20 protein-coding genes are annotated in these 23,566 nt (G+C 67.9%); 9 read left to right on the top strand and 11 right to left on the bottom strand.

Annotated features, from left to right (window positions below):
* The first annotated feature begins 9 nt into the window (after nt 1-9).
* On the top strand, nt 10-840 hold the full coding sequence (locus AC1DGD_RS01005) for a class I SAM-dependent methyltransferase (protein ID WP_476855626.1): 831 nt from the start codon (nt 10-12) through the stop codon (nt 838-840).
* Here the strand turns inward: AC1DGD_RS01005 and AC1DGD_RS01000 are convergent.
* Nucleotides 807-1,679, bottom strand: coding sequence for a universal stress protein (locus AC1DGD_RS01000; protein ID WP_223913727.1), 873 nt, complete (start codon nt 1,677-1,679; stop codon nt 807-809). The two genes, AC1DGD_RS01005 and AC1DGD_RS01000, sit on opposite strands and share 34 nt — an antisense overlap.
* 192 nt (nt 1,680-1,871) lie before the next feature.
* Between AC1DGD_RS01000 and AC1DGD_RS00995 the strand changes: the two genes are divergently transcribed.
* Nucleotides 1,872-2,648 carry an AMIN-like domain-containing (lipo)protein gene (locus tag AC1DGD_RS00995; RefSeq protein ID WP_476855625.1) on the top strand — a complete coding sequence of 259 codons (777 nt, stop codon included), beginning with the start codon at nt 1,872-1,874 and terminating at the stop codon, nt 2,646-2,648.
* A 193-nt stretch (nt 2,649-2,841) separates the two neighbouring features.
* Here AC1DGD_RS00995 and gabT read toward each other — a convergent pair whose 3' ends face one another.
* Both gabT and AC1DGD_RS00985 read right to left on the bottom strand, forming a co-directional pair.
* Entirely contained in the window at nt 2,842-4,206 is a 1,365-nt protein-coding gene (gene gabT / locus AC1DGD_RS00990) for a 4-aminobutyrate--2-oxoglutarate transaminase (RefSeq protein WP_223913725.1), read from the bottom strand.
* Between the two features lie 90 nt (nt 4,207-4,296).
* Nucleotides 4,297-5,727, bottom strand: a complete 1,431-nt coding sequence (locus AC1DGD_RS00985) for a gamma-aminobutyraldehyde dehydrogenase (protein ID WP_476855624.1) — start codon at nt 5,725-5,727, stop codon at nt 4,297-4,299.
* A 146-nt stretch (nt 5,728-5,873) separates the two neighbouring features.
* Between AC1DGD_RS00985 and AC1DGD_RS00980 the strand changes: the two genes are divergently transcribed.
* From AC1DGD_RS00980 to AC1DGD_RS00960, 5 genes are all read left to right on the top strand, one after another.
* Nucleotides 5,874-7,316: a PucR family transcriptional regulator gene (locus AC1DGD_RS00980; RefSeq protein ID WP_079550035.1), complete on the top strand. Its 1,443-nt coding sequence runs from the start codon at nt 5,874-5,876 to the stop codon at nt 7,314-7,316.
* Nucleotides 7,317-7,484: 168 nt separating this feature from the next.
* Nucleotides 7,485-8,777, top strand: coding sequence for an MFS transporter (locus AC1DGD_RS00975; protein WP_230008338.1), 1,293 nt, complete (start codon nt 7,485-7,487; stop codon nt 8,775-8,777).
* The gene (locus AC1DGD_RS00970) at nt 8,774-9,454 is read left to right on the top strand and encodes a FadR/GntR family transcriptional regulator (RefSeq protein WP_223913963.1); all 681 of its coding nucleotides are present in this window, start codon (nt 8,774-8,776) and stop codon (nt 9,452-9,454) included. The genes AC1DGD_RS00975 and AC1DGD_RS00970 overlap by 4 nt, the downstream gene beginning before the upstream one ends.
* A gap of 341 nt (nt 9,455-9,795) precedes the next feature.
* On the top strand, nt 9,796-10,665 hold the full coding sequence (ppk2, locus tag AC1DGD_RS00965; RefSeq protein WP_476855623.1) for a polyphosphate kinase 2: 870 nt from the start codon (nt 9,796-9,798) through the stop codon (nt 10,663-10,665).
* Between the two features lie 28 nt (nt 10,666-10,693).
* Entirely contained in the window at nt 10,694-13,462 is a 2,769-nt protein-coding gene (locus tag AC1DGD_RS00960) for a cation-translocating P-type ATPase (protein WP_476855622.1), read from the top strand.
* Nucleotides 13,463-13,556: 94 nt separating this feature from the next.
* On the opposite strand, the gene AC1DGD_RS00955 is transcribed toward AC1DGD_RS00960, so the two are convergent.
* Nucleotides 13,557-14,093 (bottom strand): hypothetical protein, encoded by a 537-nt coding sequence (locus tag AC1DGD_RS00955; RefSeq protein WP_476855621.1) that lies wholly within the window; start codon nt 14,091-14,093, stop codon nt 13,557-13,559.
* A gap of 231 nt (nt 14,094-14,324) precedes the next feature.
* On the opposite strand from AC1DGD_RS00955, the gene AC1DGD_RS00950 reads away from it, so the two are divergent.
* Together AC1DGD_RS00950 and AC1DGD_RS00945 are read left to right on the top strand one after the other, a co-directional pair.
* Nucleotides 14,325-15,164, top strand: coding sequence for a DUF1206 domain-containing protein (locus AC1DGD_RS00950; protein WP_476855620.1), 840 nt, complete (start codon nt 14,325-14,327; stop codon nt 15,162-15,164).
* A gap of 113 nt (nt 15,165-15,277) precedes the next feature.
* The gene (locus AC1DGD_RS00945) at nt 15,278-15,859 is read left to right on the top strand and encodes a hypothetical protein (protein ID WP_476855619.1); all 582 of its coding nucleotides are present in this window, start codon (nt 15,278-15,280) and stop codon (nt 15,857-15,859) included.
* Nucleotides 15,860-15,884: 25 nt separating this feature from the next.
* On the opposite strand, the gene AC1DGD_RS00940 is transcribed toward AC1DGD_RS00945, so the two are convergent.
* From AC1DGD_RS00940 to AC1DGD_RS00910, 7 genes are all read right to left on the bottom strand, one after another.
* Nucleotides 15,885-16,886, bottom strand: a complete 1,002-nt coding sequence (locus AC1DGD_RS00940) for a DNA topoisomerase IB (protein WP_476855618.1) — start codon at nt 16,884-16,886, stop codon at nt 15,885-15,887.
* Nucleotides 16,887-17,071: 185 nt separating this feature from the next.
* Complete coding sequence (locus AC1DGD_RS00935) at nt 17,072-18,547, bottom strand: FAD-dependent oxidoreductase (protein ID WP_476855617.1); 1,476 nt, start codon at nt 18,545-18,547, stop codon at nt 17,072-17,074.
* Between the two features lie 88 nt (nt 18,548-18,635).
* A complete protein-coding gene (gene cobA / locus AC1DGD_RS00930; protein WP_476855616.1) occupies nt 18,636-19,922 on the bottom strand; it encodes a uroporphyrinogen-III C-methyltransferase in 1,287 nt (428 codons plus the stop codon).
* A gap of 123 nt (nt 19,923-20,045) precedes the next feature.
* The gene (locus AC1DGD_RS00925) at nt 20,046-20,342 is read right to left on the bottom strand and encodes a putative quinol monooxygenase (protein WP_223913715.1); all 297 of its coding nucleotides are present in this window, start codon (nt 20,340-20,342) and stop codon (nt 20,046-20,048) included.
* 199 nt (nt 20,343-20,541) lie between these two features.
* The gene (locus AC1DGD_RS00920) at nt 20,542-21,480 is read right to left on the bottom strand and encodes an ABC transporter permease (protein WP_143264635.1); all 939 of its coding nucleotides are present in this window, start codon (nt 21,478-21,480) and stop codon (nt 20,542-20,544) included.
* Nucleotides 21,470-22,195 carry an ABC transporter ATP-binding protein gene (locus tag AC1DGD_RS00915; RefSeq protein ID WP_018775157.1) on the bottom strand — a complete coding sequence of 242 codons (726 nt, stop codon included), beginning with the start codon at nt 22,193-22,195 and terminating at the stop codon, nt 21,470-21,472. The genes AC1DGD_RS00920 and AC1DGD_RS00915 overlap by 11 nt, the downstream gene beginning before the upstream one ends.
* Before the next feature lie 43 nt (nt 22,196-22,238).
* Nucleotides 22,239-23,414, bottom strand: a complete 1,176-nt coding sequence (locus AC1DGD_RS00910; RefSeq protein WP_476855615.1) for an ABC transporter substrate-binding protein — start codon at nt 23,412-23,414, stop codon at nt 22,239-22,241.
* Nucleotides 23,415-23,566 lie beyond the last annotated feature (152 nt).

Raw genomic sequence — 23,566 nt, 5'->3', positions numbered from 1 at the left:
GGAAAACGCGTGCACAGGGTGGCGGACACTGTCCGGCTCGCGGCCAGGGTTGCCGTGCTCTCCCTGCACCGTCCGAGCCGCCCGGACCGGCGCTGGGATGCCTTCTGGCGCGGCGTGTCCCAGGGGTCCCTCCGGGAACCGGTCATCTGGGACGCCGCCCCGGGCGCCGGGAACGAAGAGATCCGGCACCACCTGCAGGTGATGGCCGGCGCGATGGACACCAGCCTTCCGGTGATCGATCTCGGCTGCGGGAACGGCACCATCACACGGCGGCTCACCGCCATCTTCGCCTCGGTCCTCGGCGTCGACGTCTCACCCCAGGCCGTGGCAGCCGCGCATTCCGCGCAGCCGCAGGTCGCGGGCCTCAGTTTCCGGAGCCTGGATGCCACGCAGCCGGCCGCGGCGGCTGCGCTGGCGCGCGAACTCGGCGACGCCAACGTCTTTGTCCGCGGCGTGCTCCATGTCCTCAGCCGGCGTCAGCAGGCACGCCTCGCAGGCTCCATCGAAGCGCTCCTGGGCACCCGGGGCAGGATCTACCTCGTCGAAACGAACGTCCCGGGCGGCGCCCTGAGCTACCTGAGGGAACTCGGCGCCACCGGCAAGCGGATCCCTGGACCGCTCCGCCAGGCCATAGGCTCGTTGCCGAAACCGGGCCACTTCGGTGCCGGGCAACGCTCCCGCGTGTTTCCCCCGGACCGCTGGACCCTCATCGCGGAGGGACCCACCGTCCTGAAGACGGTGCCGATGGAGGCCGGTGGACCGCCCAGCAACATTCCCGCGTATTGGGCGGTCCTGGCCCCGGGGCCTCAGACCTCCGGGAAGGCATCCACCCGCTGGTAGTCGCGCGGGACCACGACCATGGGAACGGGGAGCGCCCGCAGCACCTTGAAAGCCGTGCTGCCAATGAACAGTTTGTGCTTCTCCGCCAGGCGGGAGGACCCGACGATCATGACCTCGCCGTCGTCCCATTCCAGGTCATCGATCGCTTCCTCGATCGTGCGGCCGTGGGCGACCTCCACGCTGACGTGGTGGCCCTCGGGCAGACGGTGCGCGGCGGCAGCGAGGACGGTGTTGGCGTGGATGTGGGCGGCGTTGACGTTCTCCCCGCCGTCCCCCTCGACGTCCAGTTCCACGAGGGAAACCAGCCGAAGTGGCACCCCGCGGCGCTCGGCGGATTCGATCGCGACGTCGATCGCCGCCTCCGCTCCGACGCGCTGGCCCACCGCGAGGGTCAGACGCGTGATGGCTTCGGTATGGCGGTAGCCGCGCGGCGCCAGTGCCACCGGAACCGGGGCAGCGTGCAGCAGGGCGTTGGCCACATTGCCCACGGTATGGCGCTTGAACAGGCCGCTGCTGGCGGCACCCACCACGATCAAGCCTGCCCTGTACTCGAGTGCGGCCTCAATGAGGCCGGCCGCGAACGATTCTGCCTGTCGGACATGGAAGTGCGCCTCCAGCCCCTCAGGGACTAGTTCCATTCCCTGGCGTTCCGCTGAGCGGATCTGCTGCTCCGCGGCGCTGACCTGGTTTCCTTCCGGATTCATCGCCACATAGGGCGTGTGCCGATCCACCACATAGACCAGGTCGAGATGCGCTCCCTGCGCGCGGGCCATGGCTGAGGCCAGGGCAACGGCGTCCGCACCACGTTCGGTGGGTGTATAGCCGACTACGTATCGCATGTATGAACCCCTTTTGGGTCTGGGGCAGATGCCAGCTGCGCCCCGGGGGTTCCGGGCGACGTCGGCCGGTCTGCGTTCCTGCAGTGGATAGGAACGACTCTAGTCCAGCGGAACCTCAAAAAGGTGGTGACTTATTACCCTGACCAGCACAATCTTCCGGACCTACGCTGGAATGGTCGAGGGGAGCGCACCATGGACGCCATTCGCAACGGACGGACGCGGGCCGCGGGACTGGGAACCCTGACGCTCCTGCTGGTCCTGACTGCCTGCACGCCGCCTGCCCCGCAGCCCTCCGCCGGCAGCCAGCCGCCGTCGCAGTCCCCGACCGCCTCCGCCGGCCCGACCGCCGGCCCGTCGCCGTCGGCAACCGGGGATGCCGACGAAACGGCACCGCCGCAACCAGGCGACAAGGTGATCTCCTCCACGGTCACCCACGACTGGTCCGTGCCGGGGCCAACCACCCCGTTCCACACGGACCACAAGAACCCTGTGCCGATCGCGCCCCCGCCGGCGGCACCGCTGCCGACGCTGGCCGCCATCGGCGCGGGCCAGCACCCCTCCGACGCGCCGCCGTACGACCAGTTGAGCTTCCGGTTCACCGGTGGCTTCCCCAGCTACGACGTCGAAACGGTCCCCGAACTCGTCGACGACGGCAGCGGCCTGCCCATCCCGATGCCCGGCACGGGAACCCTCCTCGAGGTGACCTTCCGCGGGGCCCAGTCACACACCGCGGACGGCACGGCCAGCACCGTGACCAGTGCGCCGCCGCCGGCAATCGGATACCAGGCGCTCACCAGCTACGCGCCGGCCGGGGACTTCGAGGGCGTGCTGAGCTACGGGATCGGCGTCGGCCGTCCGATGGGCACGATTCCGGAAACGAAGGTGCGGGTCACTGAGGTGGAGAAGATCGAGCAGGGCCAGCACCTGTACGTGGTGGCGATCCAGCTGGACGCGACCGCCTGGAAGTAGGACCTGATGCAGGGCCCGGATGCAGGGCCGGAAAAGCCAGGGCCCGGATGCAGGGCCGGAAAAGCCCCAGGCCGGAAACAGCGGAGGAGCCACGGACAAGGTGTCCGCGGCTCCTCCGCTGTGTCGCCCGTTTTCGGGTAGCGCCGGCTCGCCGGGAAAGGATCGCCTTCCCGGCAGCTCATTGGGCCTTGGGCTAGGCGTTGGCCTTAATGGCCGCGGCCAGGACCCCGAGGCCGTCCAGCAGCAGCTCGTCGCTGATGACCAGCGGCGGCAGCAGCCGGATGACGTTGCCGTAGGTGCCGCAGGTGAGGATGATGACACCCTCCTTGAGGCAGGCTGCGGCGACGGCCTTGGTCAGCTCCGGGTTCGGCTCCTTGGAACCGGCCTGGACGAGTTCAATGGCCAGCATGGCGCCGCGGCCGCGGACGTCACCGATCACCGAACCGTCAGCAAGCTCAGCGGCGAGTTCGCGCAGCTTGCCGAGGGCGATCTCTTCAATGTGCTTGGCGCGGCCATTGAGGTCGTACTGCTCCATCGAGCCGATCGAGGCCAGCGCTGCTGCGCACGCCACCGGGTTGCCGCCGTAGGTGCCGCCGAGGCCGCCCGGGTGGACGGCGTCGAGGAGATCGGCGCGGCCCGTGATGGCGGAGAGCGGCATGCCGCCGGCGATGCCCTTGGCCATGGTGATGATGTCCGGGACAACACCTTCGTGGTTCACGGCGAACCATTCACCGGTGCGGCAGAAGCCGGACTGGACCTCATCGGCGATGAACACGATGCCCTTGTCCTTGGCCCAGTCCGCCAGCGCGGGCAGGAACCCGTCGGCGGGGACAATGAAGCCGCCTTCGCCCTGGATCGGTTCGATGATGATCGCGGCAACCTGCTCGCCGCCAATCTGCTTCTCGATCATGGTGATGGCGCGCTTGGCGGCCTCGGCACCGGTGATTTCCGGGTTTTCCTCGCGGAACGGGTAGCTCATCGGCATGCGGTAGACCTCGGGCGCGAACGGGCCGAAGTTGGTCTTGTACGGCATGGCCTTGGCGGTCAGCGCCATGGTCAGGTTGGTGCGGCCGTGGTAGGCGTGGTCGAATGCGACGACGGCGTCCCGGCCGGTGGCAAGGCGGGCCACCTTGACGGCGTTTTCGACCGCCTCGGCGCCGGAGTTGAACAGCACCGTGCGCTTTTCGTGGTCGCCCGGGGTGAGGCGGTTCAGCTGCTCGGCGACGGCGACATAGCCCTCGTACGGCGTGACCATGAAGCAGGTGTGGGTGAAGTGCTCCACGGCTTCCTTCACGGCGCCGACGACGGCGGGGTCCGAGGCGCCGACGCTCGTCACGGCGATGCCGGAGCCGAGGTCAATGAAGGAGTTGCCGTCGACGTCGTGGATGATGCCGCCGTCGGCGTCGGCCACGAAGACCGGGACGCTGGACGCGACGCCGGCGGCGACGACCGCCTTGCGGCGTTCGGTCAGGGCGACGGACTTGGGGCCCGGGAAGTCGGCCTGGACGCGGCGCTTCTGCTCGAGCCGGTAGGTGATGTCATGTGCGGTGGTGGTCATGGGAAGGCCTTCCTAAGCGTGCGGTTGAGGCGCGCGAGTTATGCGTCAGGTTGAGTTAGCAGCGTTATGCGTCGGCGTTATGCGTCTGCGTTATGCGTCGAGCGCACTCATGACGTGCTTGATGCGGGTGTAGTCCTCCACGCCGTACATGGACAGGTCCTTGCCGTAGCCGGACTGCTTGAAGCCACCGTGCGGCATTTCGGCGGTGAGGAGAATGTGGGTGTTGATCCAGACTGCGCCGAAGTCGAGGTCGCGGCTCAGGCGCATGGCGGTTCCGTGGTTCGTCGTCCAGACGCTCGAGGCCAGGGCGTAGTCGACGTCGTTGGCCAGTTCCACGGCCTCGTCCTCGGTGCTGAACTTCTGCACCGTGATGACCGGGCCGAACGTTTCCTTCTGGACGATGTCATCGCTCTGCTTGGCGCCGGTGACGATGGTGGGCTCGAAGAAGAAGCCCTTCTCGCCCGCGCGGTGGCCGCCGGTCTCGATCTTGCAGTTGGCCGGCAGGTGCTCGACAACTGAGGTGACCGCGTTGAAGTGGTTGACGTTGTTCAGCGGGCCGAAGTAGTTGTCTTCGTCGTTCTGCGAGCCGGTGTGCAGGGTCTTGGTGTGCTCCACCATGGCGGCGACGACGTCGTCGTGCACCGAATCCTGAACCAGGACGCGCGTGATGGCCGTGCAGTCCTGGCCGGCGTTGAAGAAGGCGAACTCGGCGATCGCCGCGGCGCTCTTCTTGATGTCGGCGTCGGCGAACACAATGGCCGGGGCCTTGCCGCCGAGTTCCAGGTGGGCGCGCTTGAGTCCCTTGGCGGCACCCGAGGCGACAGCGATGCCGGCGCGGACGGAACCGGTGATGGAGACCAGGCCGGGGACCTTGTGCTCGACCATCATGGCGCCGGTTTCGCCGGTGCCCAGAACAACGTTCAGGACGCCGGCCGGGAAGATCGCACCGGCGAGCCGGGCCAGCACCAGGGTGGACTCGGGGGTGGTGTCCGAGGGCTTGAGGACCACGGTGTTGCCGGCGGCCAGGGCAGGCCCGATCTTCCAGATGGCCATGAGGAACGGGTAGTTCCAGGGGGCTACCTGCGCAACGACGCCGATCGGCTCGCGGCGCACGTAGGAGGTGTGGCCTTCGAAGTACTCGCCGGCGGACTTGCCTTCCATGATGCGGGCGGCGCCTGCGAAGAAGCGCAGCTGGTCGGCGCCCGCGGCCACTTCCTCGGAGGCGATCAGGGAGCGGACCTGGCCGGTGTTGCGGTGCTGGGCCTCCACGAGCTCGTCGCTGTTGGCCTCGACGGCATCCGCCAGCTTGAGCAGCATGAGCTGCCGCTGCCCGGGCGTGGTGTGCTTCCAGGTCTTGAACGCGTTCTTGGCTGCCGTCATGGCGGCGTCGACGTCGGCCTGCACCGAGATCGGCGCCTGCGCCACCACGTCACCGTTGGTGGGGTTCACGATGGGCAGCAATCCTGTGCCGGCGGGGGTGACAAACTCGCCGTTGATGAAGTTCTGCAAGGTTTGAACCACGGTGTACAACCTCTTTCTTACTGCCAATGACGGATGTGTGACTGGTCACGAGCCTATGCCAGCAGGTCAAGGCAGGGAATAGGCACCTGCACACCATCCCCGCAGAACTTTAGTGCGCTTGACCAGCACCCGGCTATCCTGAATCCATGGCCATTTCACTCGCAGCCCTACTGGGAGTTCCGTCCCTGAATCTCACCAAGGCCGGACTCGCCGAAACCACCTGGCACCAGGACATTCTTTGGGTGGCCGTCACCGAACAGGAGGATCCGCAGCGGTTCCTCAATGGCGGCGAACTGATCCTGACGACCGGTATGCGGCTCAAAAGTGCCGCGGAGCAGCGCCGGTTTGTGCGTCAGGTCCAGCGGGCAGGCGCGGTGGGCATCGGGTTCGGGGTCGGCCTGACGCACGACGCCGTTCCGCCGGCCCTGATCGCCGAAGCGAACCGGTGGGGGCTGCCGGTGGTGGAAGTGCCCTACGAGACACCGTTCATCGCGATCGGAAAGCTCGTGGCCGACGCCCAGTCCGCGGACCACCTGGTCAAGCTTGAGCGGCTCATCGCCGGGCACCAGATCCTGGCCCGCGCCCTGCTGACGGGCGGCGGCCTGGCCGAGCTCCTGAAACACCTGGGGTCGATGCTGCGCACCGAGATCGTCCTGACCCAGTTCACCGCCCAGCTGTACAACAGTGTTGCGGGCCACCCGGCGCCCAAGGCCGAGGGCTGGGCGTCCTATCCCATCCCCACGGGACGCCGCGATGCCTGCACCCTGTGGGTGAAGCAGCCGTTCGAGGACACGGGCATCGTGGGCTACGCCCAAAACCTGATCAGCGTTGAGCTCAACAACATGGTCAAGCAACGGCAGGCGCAGCGGGCGCTGGCGGGCCAGGTCCTCGACGACGTTATCCACGGGACGCTGGAGGCGTCCGAAGCCACCCGCCGTCTGGCCGGCGTCGGCATCAACAGCACCCGCAAGAACGTGGTCCTGCTCGCCGAATCGGCCGCCCACCAGAAGCAGCTGGGCAGCTCTTCGCTGCCCCAGCCGCTGGCCGCGGCTGTCGGCTCCGTCGTCGGGAAGGACCTCGTGGTGGTGGTGGCCGACGACGGCAGCGGCGCGAGCGCCCTTGCCCGCAGCCTCAGCGACCACCTCGCCGAGGCCGGGATCCATGCCACGATCGGCATAGGCGGGGCGTACACCAAGCCCAACGGCCTGCGCTGGAGCTATTTCGAGGCCCGTGACGCGGCCAGCCACGGGCTGCCGGTCAACGAGCCCGAGCGGCTGAGTCTGACCTCGCTGCTGCTCGCGAGCGAGGACGTTCCGCTGGCGGACATGGCCAACGAATCACTGAACCCGCTGCGGGCCTTCGACGCGGCGCACGGCGCCGAACTCATGGCCACGCTGGAAAGCTACCTCGGCAACAACGGCTCGGTGGCGGCCGTCGCCGAGGAACTGACGCTGCACCGCAATACGGTCCGCTACCGGCTGGCGCAGATCACCGAACTCACCGGATACGACCCCGCGCAGACAGCGGACCGGGTGCAGCTCTGGCTCGCGCTCGCGGTGCAGCGGCTCAGCGCCCGGCATCCGCGCTGACGGCGCTGACCGCGCTTCCAGTCCGGCCCGCAGGCAACGCGGGGTCACTTAGCGCCCATTGAGCGGCCCGGGATGGGCGCTAAGTGACCCCGCGTTGCTTTCTGTCACCTGCAGAGATATTCGCCACTAGAGGCTGAGACTCAAACATCAAACGTCTAACCTTTAGCTATGGCTAGCAGCACGGCGGTTTCCGCACTTTCCCAGACAGCTCCACCCGGCGCGGTCCGCCCGCGGGGCGTGATCGTGGCCGGCGTCGTGGCGCTCGTGCTCATCGGGCTCAACCTGCGTGCCGGCATCACCGGCGCCGCCGCGCTTTTCCACGACCTGCAGGCTGTCCTGGGCTACGGCCCGCTGATCGCAGCGCTGCTCCCCTCGATCCCCACGCTGTGCTTCGCGGTGGCCGGCGCTGCCACGTCCTGGCTCACCCGGCAGCTGGGGCTGGAAAAAGCCATCCTGCTCTCCCTCGTGATGCTGGCGGCCGGACTGCTGCTCCGCGGCGTCCCGTCCACCGGGATGCTGCTGGCCGGCACCGTGGCGGGGATGTCCGGGCTGGCCATCTGCAACGTGGCCATGCCCTCTTTCATCCGCGTGCACTTCGCGGACCGCACGTCCCTCATGACCGCCGTCTACACGCTGACCATGACCACAGGCGCCACCGCCACCGCCGTGCTGATCGTTCCAGTTGCCCAGGCCCTGGGCTCGCCGTCGGCGGGCGTCGGCGCGATCGGATTCCTGGCCCTAGGGGCGTGCCTCGGCTTCCTCCCGATCGCGGTGCACGCCCATCGCAACGCATCCCCCGGCAAGGCCGCCCGGGTTTCCCCGTGGCCCCTGCTGCGGACCCGCACCGGCGCGATGATCACGCTGGGCTTCACAGTGCAGGCGCTCCTGGCCTACGCCGTCCTCAGCTGGTTCCCCTACATGCTGGCCACGACGGGGCTCTCCGCGTCCGACAGCGGGCTGATGTTCGGGCTCATGCAGCTCGTCTCCGTCCCCGCCGGCATGGTGCTGGTGGCCATCGGATCACGCCCCCGGATGCTTCGGACCGCGTTCTATCTGGCCACTGTGACCATGGCCCTCGGCGTCCTCTCGATGCTGGTCGTGCCGACAGACTGGGCTCCTCTGACCGCGGTGCTGCTGGGATTCGGACTCGGCATTTTCCCGCTGGTCATGGTGATGATCAGCCGCAGCGGCCGCAGCACGGCCGAGACCACCGCGCTGTCCACCGTGGCGCAGTCCGCCGGGTATCTGCTGGCGACGCTCGGCCCGTTCGGCATGGGCCTGCTGCACAGCGCCACCAATTCCTGGACGCTGCCGTTGGCCCTGCTGCTGGCCGTGGCCCTCGGCCAGATCGCGGTGGGCCACCTGCTCTCGGCCGGGCCGAAGGAGCTGCGGGCCAAGGAACTGGCAGCCAAAAAGCTGCGGGCCACCGCCCCGCACGCCCCGGAAGGAATCCGGCGATGACACTCACAGCTTCGCACCGGCCACCGCTGGCGGAGGAAATCACTGCCAAGCTGCGGGCCCTGATCCACTCGGGCGAGTGGCCGCTGCAGCAGCGCATTCCGGCCGAACCTGAGCTGATGGCCGCCTTTGGGGTCTCCCGTGGCACCCTGCGTGAGGCCATCAAAGCGCTGGCCCACAGCGGAATGCTCGAGGTCCGCCGCGGGGACGGCACGTATGTCCGCGCCACGAGCGAGATCGCAGGCGCCACGCAGCGGATGTATGAGGACCACTCCCAGGAGCACATCCTCGAGGTCCGGGTCGGGCTGGACACCCAGGCGGCCAGGCTCGCTGCACGCCACGCGACAGCCGACGACCTCACCGCCCTGCGCGGTTTGCTCACCGCCCGCCGTGCCGCCTGGCTCGCCGAGGACTACGCCGCGTGGGCCCGGGCAGACTGGGACTTCCATGCGCGCGTGGCGGAGGCGTCCGCCAACCCGCTGCTGCATGAGCTGTATGTCAGTTTCGGCAGCGTATTCCACAACGACCTGCTCCGCCAGCAGCGTCGGGGAGGCTTCAACGGCCTGCCGCACGAGGGCCACGACGAACTCGTGGCCGCAATTGCCGCCCGCGACGAGGCGGCCGCCGTCGAAAGCGTCACCCGGAACCTGAATTCCTGCGCGGAATGGCTCCAGGATTAACCCAAGGCTTTCCCAAGGTGCGCGGAAGATGCTCTGTCTCAGTGGCGGCCGCCACCCGCGCACCGGCCTCGCGGCCAGGCGGGTTTCCGTCATCATCGGCGTCAGCGCCGAGCCCGGACGGCCGGCCCCTGCGCCCAGCAGCAGGGGCCGGCTCGGCCGAGACACCCGGTTCCGCCGCCGCCCATTAGGGTCTTAGTGCCGTAGACCGGACCCGAGCCGCGGTCAACACTAAGAATGGCAGGACGCCGCACGAGGGTGCCCGCGACAAGTGCAGCCGCGCCCCAGTCCCGGGCCGGGGTGCCGGTCTCGTTGGATGACAGTCTCGCCGGTGTCGCAGTGTTGTGGTTTACCTCAGCAAGTACGTCGCGAGGAGGTCGATGGTGGGCAAGAAGAAGAAAAAGTCCAAGGGCTCCGACGAAGAGGACGGGCGCGCCGGGAAGAAGATGCCGCGCAAGAAGTACGAAGCGGAGATGGAGGTCCTGCAGGGTGAACTGGTCGCCATGCAGGAGTGGGTGAAGTCCACCGGAGCCAAAATCTGCATCGTCTTCGAAGGCCGCGACACGGCCGGCAAGGGCGGCACGATCAAGCGCATCGTCGAAAGGGTGAGCCCCCGGGTGTTCCGCGTGGTCGCGCTCCCCACACCGACCGAGCGGGAGAAGTCGCAGATGTACCTCCAGCGCTACATGTCTCACTTCCCGGCGGCGGGCGAGGTGGTCATCTTCGATCGCAGCTGGTACAACCGTGCGGGCGTCGAGCGGGTGATGGGTTTCTGCACACCGGAACAGACCCAGAGGTTCCTCGACATGACCCCGATGGTGGAGAAGGCGATGGTCGACTCCGGGATCATCCTGCTCAAGTACTGGCTCGAGGTCAGTGCTGACGAGCAGACCAGGCGGCTCGAGAGCCGCATGGACGACCCCCGCAAGACCTGGAAACTCTCTCCGATGGACCTGAAGTCGTACAAACGGTGGTACGACTATTCCCGGGCCCGGGACGCCATGTTCGAGGCGACCGACACCGCCTGGGCACCGTGGTACGTCGCGCACAATGACATCAAGAAGCGCGGCCGGCTCAACGTCATCAGCCATATTCTCAGCCGGGTGCCCTACGAGCCGTACCCGGGGCTCGACGTCGAGCTCCCCAAGCGCCAGAAGGCCGGCGATTACACCGAACCGGCACTGGCCGTGCGGCACATCCCCACCCCGTTCTAAGCAGCGCCCCGGCGATGAGGAGGAAGTCATGAGCGACGATCCCGGAGCAGTAGCTGGGGTGGCCCCGGCGGAGGCAGACGCGAGCTGGTACGCGCTGGCACCGGCTGAAGTGGCGGCCGAGCTGAAGGTGGATCCGGCTGGCGGGTTGAGCACGGGAGAGGCGCAGCAGCGTCTGCAGGAGTACGGCCCGAACGCCCTCGCCGCCGCTAAGCAGGAGCCGGTGTGGAAACGGTTCTTCAAGCACTATCAGGACTACATGCAGATCGTCCTTGTGGTCGCCGCCCTGGTCAGCTTGCTGATTGCGGAATACGGAACCGCCATTGGGCTTGCCTTGCTGACGCTGTTCAACGCGTGGCTGGGGTACCACCAGGAGGGCAAGGCCGAAGAAGCCGCCGCCTCCCTGGGGCAGATGATGAAGGCTATGGCCAAGGTGCGCCGCGACGGTGACGTTGTGGAGCTCCCCGCCGAACAGATCGTCCCCGGCGACATCGTGGTGGTCGATGCCGGTGACCGCGTCCCCGCCGACGGCCGGATCATCCTGGCGGCAACCCTCCAGATCGAGGAGGGCGCCCTGACCGGGGAGAGCGTCGCCGTCGAGAAGGACACAGAGACCATCGGCCGGCACGACGTCGGCATCGGCGACCGCCTGAACATGGCGTTCATGAACACGAACGTGACGCGGGGCCACGGCGAAATCCTCGTCACCACCACCGGCATGGGCTCGGAGGTCGGCCACATCGCCCACATGCTGTCCGGGCAGAAAGTGGAGAAGACCCCGCTCACCAAGCAGGTGGACCGGCTCACCATCTTCATCATTGTCGCGGCCCTCTTCGCGTTTATCGCCATCGTCGTGATGGGCCTGGCCTCCGGCGAGTCCTTCGCGGTGCTCTTCGGAATCGGTGTGGCGCTGGCAGTCGGCTCCATCCCGGACGCGCTGCCCGCCGTCGTCACCACCATCCTGTCCGTCGGGTCGGTCAATATGGCCAAGAAGAACGCCATCATGAAGGTCCTCCCTGCGGTCGAGACCCTGGGCTCCACCTCGGCCATCAATTCGGACAAGACCGGCACCCTGACCCTGAACCAGATGACGGTCCGCGAGATCACCACAGTGCAGCACCACTACACCGTCAGCGGTGAGGGCTACAGTTTCGACGGCCAGATCCAACGGACCACCGGGGACGCCGAGCGGGACCTGGACTACGTGATGTTTTCCTGCGCCTTGTGCAACGACTCCGATATCAACGACGGCGAGGTGGTCGGGGACCCCACCGAGGCGGCGCTCTACGTGCTCGCGCAGAAAGGCGGCGTGGACGTCAGGGAATTCCGCCGGAACAACCCGCGCGTGGCGTCGGTGCCGTTCGATTCCGACTACAAGTTCATGGCCACGTTCCACCGGATGCCGGGGGCCGATGGCAGGCCCGTGATCCGGGCCTACGTGAAGGGGGCACCCGACGTCCTCCTGAGCAGGTCCTCGTTCGGCCGGATGCCGGGCGGCCACGCCGAGCGCCTCACTGACGAAATGCGGGGCAAGGTGCTTGCCGAGAACGAACGCATCGCCAGCCAGGGCAGGCGGGTGCTCGCCCTGGCGCAGCGCGAGTTCGACCCGGCGACGTTCCAGCCTTCGGGCGACCTGATGGCGCTGATGCAGGATCTGGAGATTTCGGCGCTGATCGGCGAGGTTGACCCGCCGCGCGCCGAGGCGGTGGCCGCCATCGCCAAGGCAAAGCACGCCGGCATCCGGGTCCGGATGATCACCGGCGACCACGCCGTCACCGCTGCGGCGATCGCCGACGAACTGGGCATCAGGGGCCGCGCGGTGACCGGGGCCGAGTTCGCGGCGATGAGCGACGCGGAGGCCGACAGCCAGGTGGACGGGATCGGCGTGATCGCCCGTGTAGCCCCCGAACACAAGGTCAGGCTGGTCGAGGTGCTCAAGCGCAAGGGCAACATCGTGGCCATGACCGGCGACGGCGTGAACGACGCGCCGGCCATCGCGGCCGCCGACATCGGGATCGCGATGGGCATCACCGGCACCGACGTCGCCAAGGGCGCGGCCAAGATGATCCTGGCCGACGACAACTTTGCCACCATCGTGGCGGCGGTCGAAGAGGGCCGGCTCGTGTACGACAACCTGCAGAAGTTCATCCGGATCCAGGTCGCCAACCTGTTCATGTTCATTCTGGCGTTCATCGGATCCTCGGCCTTCGCCATAGCCGGCACGGCCCTGCTCAGCCCGGCCCAGGTGCTGTGGATCCACATGGCGATCGTCGCCCCGATTGGGGCGGTGATGGGCCTGGATCTCGCGACGCCGGGCATCATGGACCGCAAACCACGGCCCTTCAACCAGCCGATCCTCGTCCGGTCGATGATGGTGCGCCTGTTCGTCGTCGGGCTTTTCATGGCGGCCGCGACGCTGATCCTCGTGCAGATCGGCAAAACCACCTACGGTTCACTGGAGGTCGGCCAGACCATGGCTGTGGTGGGGCTGGGGCTGATGAACATCTTCGTGGCGCTCAATCTGCGTTACCCGACCGAGAGCGCCTTCGGGCCCGCCACGGTGTCCAACCCGAAGCTGCTCTGGGCGTTCGCGTGGGCCGTCCTCGGCTCGATGCTGATCACCCAGATGAAGGTGATGCAGGACCTGTTCGGCACGCTGCCGCTTTCCGGCCAGCAGTGGCTGCTCTGCCTGGTGCCGGGCGTGGTGTTGCTGTTCCTCGGTGAAATCTTCAAGATCATCCTGCGGGCACGGCAATCGAAGGGCCGGGCCGCAGTCCCGGCTCCCCCCGTTCCGGCGTGAGAGTGCTGTTCCGGCGAGAGTGCGACTGCCAATGTTGAGGGCCGGAACGCGATGTTCCGGCCCTCAACAGTGGCGCATACCGGCTGTGCCGGGGCTAGCGGACGAGGCCCTTCAGTACGTTCTTAGGCCGCTGCATCTCGCCGTGCTTGGCGCCGAGCACGATCACCCAGCCGGCGAACACGGGGATGGTCCACTGCAGGATCTTCAGCTGCTGCTGCGCGGAACGGAGTTCCTCGGAGGCACCCGGCTTCGGCTCGGTGGCACCCTTGGCGCCCTCGGCGGCCAGCTTGTCCACCTTGGCTCCCTGCAGGCCCGCGTACAGGGTCATAGCGGCACCGGCGAGGGTGACGACGGACTTGTAGACGCTCAGGCGCGTGACGCCGTCCTGCTTGGCCATCCGGCCCTTGTTCTCCCACATGACGGCGAGGCCCGAAAGAAAATGCGCCCCAAACGCCGCCGCCTGGTACGGCGCCCACTTCTTCCAACCCAGGCTTGAGAGGCGGGTACGTTCCGCAGGGTCCTTGGCAGCAGCCGTGGCACCGTTGAGCCCAATGGCGCCCATCAGGGAACCGCCGAACCAGGCGGCTGCCGTCAGGTCGTGAATGGATCGGGCAACAAGATTACCTGCCATGTTGAGCTTCCTATCATCTGTCTTCGAATCCGAATCGCAGGGGCAGCAAGGCTGCCGGTCCGCGGCATGTCCACGAGCGGGGCCATGACCCGGCTATGGTAAGCACACTTACCAAAAACGCGGTAGTCCAAGCGGCTGCCACTTCGCCCCGCGTAGAATCGGCGCCATAGCCACACCGCCGTAAGGCACAACACCGGCACATCGGACCAGATGAGGAATACCCGCATCACCATGGCAGAAGAAGAGTCCGGGATCGAAGCCGCCATCGGCGACGCCGTCGACACCGCGGAGGCGGCGTCGAACAGCACCGCGCTCGACGTCGTCGCCCGTTCCGGATTCGCGGTGATGGCACTGCTTCATATCGTGATCGGGGCCATCGCCGTCGCCCTGGTCCTGGGCGCGCCGGGCCAGGCCGAACCCACCGGCGCCATCGAACAACTCGCGGCCAACCCCTGGGGTCCGGCGGTGATGTGGGCGGCCTGCATCGCCTGCGCGGGCCTCGCGCTCTGGCAGCTCAGCGAGGCGACGCTCCGGGGCCGCCACCTGCCGCGCCGGGAGCAGCTGGGCAAACTCATTTCCTCCGGCTTCCTTGCCATAGCGTACGGGAGCGTCGGGCTGAGCTTCGCGGGCTTCGGGCTCGGCCAGCGCGGCGATTCGGGCGACTCGACCCGGGATTTCAGCACGACCCTGATCCAGTCACCGTTGGGGGTTCCGGCCCTGGTCGGCCTCGGGCTCACCATCATGGGAATCGGCGTGTATTTCATCGTCAAGGGCTTCGGGAAGAAGTTCAAGGAGGAACTGCAGCACTTCGAGGGGACCCGCCGCGGCAGGGTGATCAGCGCCCTTGGCGTCACCGGCCACGTCTCGAAAGGGCTGGCGCTGATCCTGACCGGGCTGCTCTTCGTCGTGGCCGCGGCGACCAACAACCCCGGTTCATCCACCGGCCTGGACGGCAGCCTCAAGGCGCTCCGGGACCACCCCTTCGGCCCGTACCTGCTCCTGGCGATCGGGGCGGGCTTCATTGCCTACGGCGTGTTCGCGCTGGTCCGGGCGCGCTTCGGCCGGATGTAGCCGCCGCCCTGGGTGGGGATTTTCTTGTTTGGCATCTGCCCGCGGGACTATCGTGGAGCTACCCCGGGCCGGGCTGGGACGGCCACCGGCGCCAGGTCTCGCAGAGGTATGGCATGAGCTACGTTCCGGTGAGCAGACGCACCCTCCGACGGCATCGTGAATCTGAGCGGTCCACGCGGCGGCTCGTGGCCGCCCTGTCCGCCGCGGCCGCCGCGGCCTGGCTGCTCTCGGTCACGTTGTCCACCGCGGTCCAAGTCGACACCTATGTCCACCATGTCGCCGTCGTGCTGCACGTGCTGTCGATGGTGGTGGCCTTTGGCGCCGTCGTCCTGGTGGACTGGCACGGCTTCCTGTGGCTGATCGGCAGACGTGACCTGGCCGAAACCATCAGGCTCGACGGCGCGGCGACACCGCTGATCTGGGGCGGCCTGGCCGGCATGCTGGCCACGGGCGTGTTCCTGAACCCGCACCTGAGCAACCCGATGACGGACCTCAAGCTCGCCGCCGTCCTTGTGCTCAGCCTTAACGGGATCATGCTCATTCCGCTCATGCGGCGGCTGGCCAGGCTGACGCCCGATGCCTCGTTCAAGGACCTGACCGCCGGGCAACGGGTCCATCTGCTGCTGTGCCTGGTGATCTCGCAGCTGTGCTGGTGGACGGCGATTGTCATCGGGTTCATCAACGCCGAGTTCTGAGGTGCCGCCGGGCCGCGCCCGGGAACTAGCCGGCGGCCTTCCGCAGCGGCACCACGTCGCCTTCCTGGTACAGCAGGGCGCGGATCTCGGACTCGGCGGAATCCAGCCGCCTCGGGTCGATCGTTTCCCCGGCCGCGAAGTGGTCCAGCAGCCGGGGATCCACGTAGCTTTTCCGGGCGATCGACGGTGTGTTGCCCAGGACCGCGGCCGCGTCCTGCATGGCCTGGCTCACCGCACTCTTCCGGGCCGAGACTTTCGCCTGCGGGCCGCTCTGCGCCAGGCTGACCGCTGCCGCCGCCGTCCCCCGCAGGGTGCGGAAATCCTTCGCGGTGAAGTCCTCCCCCGTGCGCTCCTTGACGTACTCGTTGATGTCCGCGCTCGACACCGGATGCCAGCTGCGGCCGTCCTTGTAGGCCAGCAGGCGGGCGTTGCCGCCGCGGCGCTTGAGCTGGCGCACGACGGCGGCGAGGTCGGCGTCGTCAATCCGCGACTCCCAGGTCTTGCCGCTCTTGGCCGGGAAGCTGAGCCGGAGTTCGTCCTTGCGCACCTTGACGTGGGCGCAGAGCAGGGTGGCGAGGCCATGGCTGCCGTTTTCATTGGTGTAGCGCTCCGAGCCGACGCGCAATGATCCGCTGTCGAGCATCCGAAAGGCGGCCGCCAGCACGCGTTCCCGCGTCAGCCCCTCGGAGCGCAGGTCCATGGTCACCAGGCGGCGTGCGGTCGGCAGGGTCTCAGCCAGCTGGAGCGAACGGTCGAACTTCAGCCGGTCCTTCCGTTCCCGCCAGCTCGGATGGTAGATGTACTGCCGCCGGCCCACCGCGTCCACTCCCGTGGCCTGGATGTGCCCGTTGTCGTACGGGGCGATCCAGACGTCGGTCCAGGCCGGCGGGATCCCGATGCCCTCGAGCCGTTCCCGCACGGGGCCCGGCGGCAGGGTGGAGCCGTCCAGGTCCTTGTAACTGAACCCGGTCCCGGCGGGGACCCTGCGGTATCCGCGGCCGGACGCGTTGCTGTGGCGGAGCCTCATTGGCCGGCCCTGGGCGAGTGTTCATCCATGACGGTAAGCCTACTGACTACCGCCCAGGTTTCCACGTAAATCAAACAACGCGGGGTCACTTAGCGCCCATAATCCCTTTCCGGGATGGGCGGGAAGTGACCCCGCGCTGGTCTGCGTCGTTGCTCTGTGTTGCTCTGTGTTGCTATGTGTTGAGGCTAGACCTCGACGGCGGCGCCGCGGGAGATCTCCACCATGTCCTCGCGGGGCACCACCTTGATGCGCTCGCGCTGGACGGCGACGCCGTGCGACCCGCCGGCAGCGGTGGCCTTTTCACCGAGGGCGCGCTCGTGCTCGTCCAGGGCCAGCCAGCCTTCCCAGCTGGTGTACTCGACGCCGCGGCCCGCCAGGAGCTCGACGATCGCCTCGGGGGCGGGCGCCGCGGCCAGCGGCAGGTTTTCGCGGTCCTCAAGCAGGTAGGTCACGGTTTCGAGGGCGTCACCCTTGGTGTGGCCGATCAGTCCCACCGGACCGCGCTTGATCCAGCCGGTCGCGTAGATCCCCGGCACGTGGGTGCCGGCGGCGTCCAGGACCCGACCGCCGTCGTTCGGGACGACTCCCTTGCTGTGGTCGAACTCGACCTCGGGGAGGGCGGAACCGAAGTAGCCGATGGCGCGGTACACGGCCTGGACCGGGTACTCGACAAACTCGCCCGTGCCGCGGGCGTTGCCGGTGCCGTCCAGTTCGGTGCGCTCGAACTTTATCCCGGCGACGCGGCCGGGCGCGTCGGCGCCGTCGGTTTCTTCTCCGTAGATCTCGACCGGGCTGTGCAGGAAGTGCAGGTGCAGCCGGCGGGACGCGGTGAGCTCGGAGAGGTCCTCGGGCTGTTCGGCGATCCAGTTCGTGAGCGTGCCCACCATGGTCTTGGTCTGGTTGTTGCTCTGGATCTGCCGGTCCGATTCGGCGTCGAACTCGAAGTCCTCGGCGTAGAGGATGATGTCCACGTCCTTGGAGTGGGAGAGTTCGCGCAGTTCCAGGGGCGTGAACTTGACCTGGGCGGGCCCGCGCCGGCCGAACACGTGCACGTCCGTGACCGGCGAGGACTTCAGCCCGGTGTAGACGTTGTCCGGGATTTCGGAGACAAGGAGGTCGTCGGCGTGCTTGGACAGCATGCGGGCCACGTCGAGGGCCACGTTGCCGTTGCCGATCACGGCGATTTCCTTGGCCTCCAGCGGCCATTCGCGGGACACGTCGGGGTGCCCGTCGTACCAGGACACGAAGTCGGCGCCGCCGTAGGAGCCCTCGAGCTCGATGCCGGGGATGTTCAAGTCCGCATCCTTGATGGCGCCGGTGGCGAAGATGACGGCGTCGTAGTGGGTGCGGAGGTCATCGATGGACAAGTCCGTGCCGTAGTCCACATTGCCGAAGAACCGGATGTCGCCGCGGTCCAGGACCTTGTGCAGGGCGTTCACGATGCCCTTGATGCGGGGGTGGTCGGGGGCCACGCCGTAGCGGATCAGACCGTAGGGTGCCGGGTAGCGGTCGAAGAGGTCGATGCTGACGGTGAGCTCGCCGCTCTTGACGGCCTCGCTCTTGGTCAGGATGTCCGCGGCGTAGACGCCGGCGGGACCGGAGCCGACGACGGCGACGCGCAGCGGGCGGGCGGCGGTTCCTACGGGGGTGCTAGTTGACACGGCTGTGTTCCTTTTTTCTTCTGCATCCGTTGCTCCACAAACGCCCTTTGGGGCTTGATAACGGCAGTTGTGGAGCAATCGACGGGTGTTAGGGGGTCAGTACGCGGGTCTTGGTGGTGCGGGGAGCGTTCGGGGAGGTGGTGCTGTAGTCCGCGGTCTTGAAGTGCGACGGCGCGAACGGGCTGACACGGACCACGTCGCCGATCACGATCACGGCGGGATTCGCTACGCCTGCGGCCTCCGCCTGGTCCGCGATGGTCCCGAGGGTTCCGATGGTCACCCGCTGGTTTGGCAGGTATCCATTCTCTACGATGCCAACAGGCGTCTGAAGAGGCAAACCGGCGCGGGCCAGGGAGGCTGCGGAATCGCGCAGCTGGCCCACCCCCATGAGCAGGATCACAGTGTGGTCGGCACGGGCCGGGACTTCCGAGAGTTCCTCATGGCCGGTGACCACACTGAAGCCTTTGGCCAGCCCGCGGTGCGTGACCGGGATGCCGGCGGCGGCGGGGACGGAAATGGCCGACGTGACGCCGGAAACCACTTCGACCTCGACGCCGTGCTGCCGGCAGAATTCGGCTTCCTCGCCGCCGCGGCCCAGCACGTAGGGGTCGCCGCCCTTGAGCCGGACCACGCGGTGGCCCTGCAGGGCTTCCTCGACCAGGATCCGGTTGATCTCAGACTGCGGTACCGGGTGGTGGCCGGGGGTCTTGCCGACCTCCACAACGCGGACGTCGGGGGCCAGTTCGGCCAGGAGTTCACGCGGGCCGAGCCGGTCCGCCACCACGACGTCGGCCTGGCCAAGGAGCCGGCGGCCGCGGACGGTGATGAGTCCGGTGTCGCCGGGACCGCCGCCGACGAGGGCCACGGATCCGGGAGTTGCCCCCGTGCCGGAAACCCGGTGCCGGCGCAGCGGCAGGTCTCCGGTGGCCAGGGCGGTGGCGACGGCGTCGCGCAGGGCCATGGCGCGGCGCGGGTCTCCGCCGGCGTTGACGGCGATCTTGACGTCGTCCACCACGGCGACGGCGGGCGTCCAGGCGGCGGAGGCTTCGTGGTCGGAGGCGTTGACGCACCAGATGCGCTGCGCCTCGGCGTCGGCGGAGACCTGCGCGTCCACGGCGGCGTCGCCGGTGGCGGTCTGGACGAACCAGACGCCGTCGACGTCGGACCGCCGGTACGGGCGGGGCTCCCAGTTCAGGAGGCCGGCGTCGGCAAGTGCAGCGAGCGCCGGGCAGGCGGCCGGTGCCACGACGGTGACGCGGGCTCCGGCGTCGAGCAGCCCCTTGGTGCGCCGGGCGGCCACCGGGCCGGCGCCGACCACCAGCACGGGACGGCCGAGGAGGCGCAGGGCCGTGGGGTAAATGTCCTGAATTGCCATGCATCGACGATAGGGCGGCGTCACATAGCGGAACAACGGTGCGGCAACACCAGTTCACGCAAGGTAACGCCGCGTCACATAATGGCAATCGCCGCTCCTGATCTGCGGCGGCCGGGGGCACCCCTATTTCACGGCGATGAGTTCGATCAGCTTGATGTCGGGATCCTTGGCGAGCAGGGCGGGACCGTGTTCGCCGAGGGCGGCGGGGATGGCGCCGCTGAGGTGGGCCTGACGGTCCTCCTCGGTATCGAAGGTGTCGAAGATGCCGAAGGTGTTCTCGTTGACCCGGAAGGCATACCAGGTGCGCGTTCCGGGCTCGTTGAGCACTATTTCGCGCCCTCCGTTCAGGAAGTCCCAGACGTCCTGTTCCTTCCCCGCTTTGGCTTCGACCAGGGCCAGCACGCCAAATTTTGCCGCCACAGCGACCTCCTAGGAATCGGGCTTTGCATCAGCCGTGGAAGGGGCCGCAACCCGGCCTCTAGGCGTGAGTGTAGGCCCGTGCCTGTACCCGGGCAAGGAGCCATCGAAAAAGCAACGCGGAGTCACTTACGGCCCATAAACCAATGGATTATGGGCCGTAGGTGACCCCGCGTTGCTTTGGAGGAGCTGGGTGGCTGGCTTAGCGGGTGCTGCCGGCCAGGAGGCCGCGGCGGCGGAGCAGCCGCTTTTCAATCGGTGCGAACACGAGCAGCTCGATCAGGATTCCGACGGCGAGGATCAGCAGGATGGCGGACATGACGATGGTCATGTCGGACAGGACGCGGCCCTGGTCCAGCATGGAGCCCAGACCGAAGCCGATGGTGCCGCCGACGGCGATGATTTCCGCCGCCATGAGCGAGCGCCAGGAGAACGCCCAGCCCTGTTTGAGGCCGCCGAGGTACCCGGGCAGGGCCGCCGGCAGGATGATCTGCAGGGCCAGCTGGAGCCGGGACGCACCCAGGACCTTTCCGACGCTGCGGTACTGCGGCGGAATCTGGTCCACACCGGAGATCAGGCCGTTGATGATCGAGGGAATCGCACCCATGAACACCACGAAATACACGGTGGCATCCGTGATCCCAAACCAGAGAATAGCGGCCGGCACCCAGGCCACCGACGGCAGGACCTGCAGCCCGGAGATCAGCGGCCCGAAAGCGCGCCGCAGCGGTGCCACCTGGGCCAGCACGAGACCCACCGGCGTCGCGATCACCACGCTGATCAGGAAGCCCACGACGCCGCGCTGCAGCGAGGTCCAGACGGCCTCTTGAAGCTTGCCCTCCCCCCACAGGGTTCCGACCTGGCCGATGACATCCAGGGGGCCGGGCACGACGTCGCGCCGCTTGAAGCCGAGGGAGACGTACAACTGCCAGAGGATGATCAGCACCGCGAGCGCGGCCACCGGCAGCAGGATCCGGCTCCAGTCGATGCGGACCTTGCGGATGGAGTCTGACTGGAGGGAGTCGAGGCCCGCTTCGAGCTCGCGGAGGTCTTCCTTGCCGGTGGAGGAACGGGTCAGGGCGGCGTGGACCTTGCGGGTCTCCACCGGCGCTTCCGCCACGGGAAGCTGGTTACTTGGCATGGCGGCGGATCTCCTCGCGTAGCCGGGCGGTGATTTCGCCGGTGAGCTGGCCGGCCAGTCCGGCGTCGGTGCGGTGCTCTTCGCTGACGTGCCATTCCCGCACCACGCGACCGGGCCGGGAGGAGAGCAGCAGGACTCGCTGGCCCAGCCGGACGGCCTCGCGGACGTTGTGGGTGACAAAGACGATGGTCCGGCCGGTTTCCTTCCAGATCCGTTCCAGCTCGTCATGGAGCAGGTCCCGCGTAATCGCGTCCAGGGCCGCGAACGGCTCGTCCATGAGCAGCAGCTGGCGGTCCTGGGCCAGCGACCGGGCCAGGGAGACGCGCTGGCGCATCCCGCCGGAGAGCTCGTGGGGCCGTTTGTCCCCCGCACCGCCCAGGTGCACCAGGTCCAGCAGCTCCCCCGCCCGGACCCGGCGGTCGGCTTTCCCGACGCCGCGCAGCTTCAGGGCCAGCTCGATGTTCTCCCGCGCGGTCAGCCAGGGAAACAGTGCCGCGTCCTGGAACATGAAGGCGGCGCCGTCGCTGGGCACTTCCAGGGCGCCCGACGTCGGGGCCTCCAGTCCCGCCATGATGTTGAGCAGGGTGGACTTGCCGCAGCCGGAGGCACCGAGCAGGGCGACGAACTCGCCCTGCCCGATGGTGGCGTTGACGTCGTCCAGCACCGGGGCGCCGGCGCCGAAGCGCTTGCCCAGGTGTTCCAGTACGACTGGCATGGTCTGGTCCTTACTGTTGTGGCGGATGGCTGGGGCCCGGGCGCTAGTCCTTGCCGAGCCCCTCGGCGGAGATCTTCTTGCCGGCACTCTCGCTCAGAACGCTGTTGAGCGCCGTGAGGTCGAAGATGCCGTTGATGTCGGCCTGCTTCGTGGTGCCGGCGTCGACGCCGTCCTGGAGCAGCTTCTTGTACGTCCCAGCGAGCGGGTCGGTGGTGAAGAGAATGTTCTTCAGGGACCGGTCGATGACGTCGGCCGACAACGCCTTGCCTGCGGCAGCCTTGAGTCCGTCGTTGAGGACGGTGGCTTTCTCGGCGGCGGGCGCCGCGTTGAGCCAGTCCACGGATTCGACATGGCCCTTCAGCAGCGCCTGCACCGTGGCAGGGTGCTCGGCCGCGAACGTCTTGTTGACGATCAGGACGGTGGTGACGAACTCGCCCTTCTCCCACAGGTCCTTCTCGTCGACCAGGACCTTTGCGCCGGCCTGGAGCACCAGGCGGGAGGCCCAGGGCTCAGGCAGCCACGCGCCGTCGAGCTTGCCGTCCTGGAACAACTTGAGGGTCTGGGCGTTCTCGGTCGGGTTGATCGAGACGTCGCCGCTGCCGTCCGTGGAGGTCTTGAACCCCTGCTTGCCGAGCCAGGCGCGGAGGGCCACGTCCTGGGTGCCGCCGAGCTGCGGCGACGCGAGCGTCTTGCCCTTGAGGTCGGCCGCCGAGTTGATGCCGGGCTTGACCACCAGCTGCGCTCCGCCGGCCGCGGCGCCGGCGATGATGCTGATGGACTGGCCGTTGCTCTTGACGTAGGAGTTGATGGCCGGGTTGGGGCCGATGTAGGTGGCGTCGATGGCGCCGGCGTTCAGGGCCTCGATCGCGGCCGGGCCGGCGTTGAACACCTGCGTGCTGAGCTTGGTCGCCCCGAGGTCCTTGGCGATGAACCCCTTGTTGACACCCACCAGGGCCGGGGCGTGGGTGATGTTGCCAAAGTAGCCGAGCCTGAGTTCCGTGGCCGGGCCGGCGTCCGCCGTTGCCGCTACGGGGGCGGTTTCGGGGCTGCGGGACAGCGAGGATGCAACTGCTGCGCCGGCGCCGATCAGGAGCACGAGGCCCGCGACCAGGGCGATCTCCAGGGTGCGCTTGCGTTTGGGTTTGCCGGTCTCGCCGGCGACGATCCGGGTGGTGCCCGGCTGTGTGCCGGGCCCGGGGTTTTCGGGGGTGTGTGACATGGGTGAAGTCCTGTTCTGGGGTGTGTGCGGAAGGGCCGGGCGGATGGTCAGCGCCGGCGACATCGCCCCTGGAAGTCCCTGCGGGGGAGGCCGGGGAACCGTTCCTGTGTCTTCATTCATTCACCATAGGGAGTGTCATATTCGGGGTTCAA

Source organism: Arthrobacter sp. 05T45, assembly GCF_056395875.1.
This window is presented reverse-complemented; position numbering and strand designations above follow the sequence as displayed.

Bases quoted from the DNA above. Each gene is read 5' to 3' on its own strand.
- AC1DGD_RS01000 (WP_223913727.1), bottom strand. From the start codon at position 1,679: ATGCGATACGTAGTCGGCTATACACCCACCGAACGTGGTGCGGACGCC.
- AC1DGD_RS00995 (WP_476855625.1), top strand. From the start codon at position 1,872: ATGGACGCCATTCGCAACGGACGGACGCGGGCCGCGGGACTGGGAACC.
- gabT (WP_223913725.1), bottom strand. From the start codon at position 4,206: ATGACCACCACCGCACATGACATCACCTACCGGCTCGAGCAGAAGCGC.
- AC1DGD_RS00980 (WP_079550035.1), top strand. From the start codon at position 5,874: ATGGCCATTTCACTCGCAGCCCTACTGGGAGTTCCGTCCCTGAATCTC.
- AC1DGD_RS00975 (WP_230008338.1), top strand. From the start codon at position 7,485: ATGGCTAGCAGCACGGCGGTTTCCGCACTTTCCCAGACAGCTCCACCC.
- AC1DGD_RS00970 (WP_223913963.1), top strand. From the start codon at position 8,774: ATGACACTCACAGCTTCGCACCGGCCACCGCTGGCGGAGGAAATCACT.
- AC1DGD_RS00960 (WP_476855622.1), top strand. From the start codon at position 10,694: ATGAGCGACGATCCCGGAGCAGTAGCTGGGGTGGCCCCGGCGGAGGCA.
- AC1DGD_RS00955 (WP_476855621.1), bottom strand. From the start codon at position 14,093: ATGGCAGGTAATCTTGTTGCCCGATCCATTCACGACCTGACGGCAGCC.
- AC1DGD_RS00950 (WP_476855620.1), top strand. From the start codon at position 14,325: ATGGCAGAAGAAGAGTCCGGGATCGAAGCCGCCATCGGCGACGCCGTC.
- AC1DGD_RS00945 (WP_476855619.1), top strand. From the start codon at position 15,278: ATGAGCTACGTTCCGGTGAGCAGACGCACCCTCCGACGGCATCGTGAA.
- AC1DGD_RS00940 (WP_476855618.1), bottom strand. From the start codon at position 16,886: ATGAGGCTCCGCCACAGCAACGCGTCCGGCCGCGGATACCGCAGGGTC.
- cobA (WP_476855616.1), bottom strand. From the start codon at position 19,922: ATGGCAATTCAGGACATTTACCCCACGGCCCTGCGCCTCCTCGGCCGT.
- AC1DGD_RS00920 (WP_143264635.1), bottom strand. From the start codon at position 21,480: ATGCCAAGTAACCAGCTTCCCGTGGCGGAAGCGCCGGTGGAGACCCGC.
- AC1DGD_RS00915 (WP_018775157.1), bottom strand. From the start codon at position 22,195: ATGCCAGTCGTACTGGAACACCTGGGCAAGCGCTTCGGCGCCGGCGCC.
- AC1DGD_RS00910 (WP_476855615.1), bottom strand. From the start codon at position 23,414: ATGTCACACACCCCCGAAAACCCCGGGCCCGGCACACAGCCGGGCACC.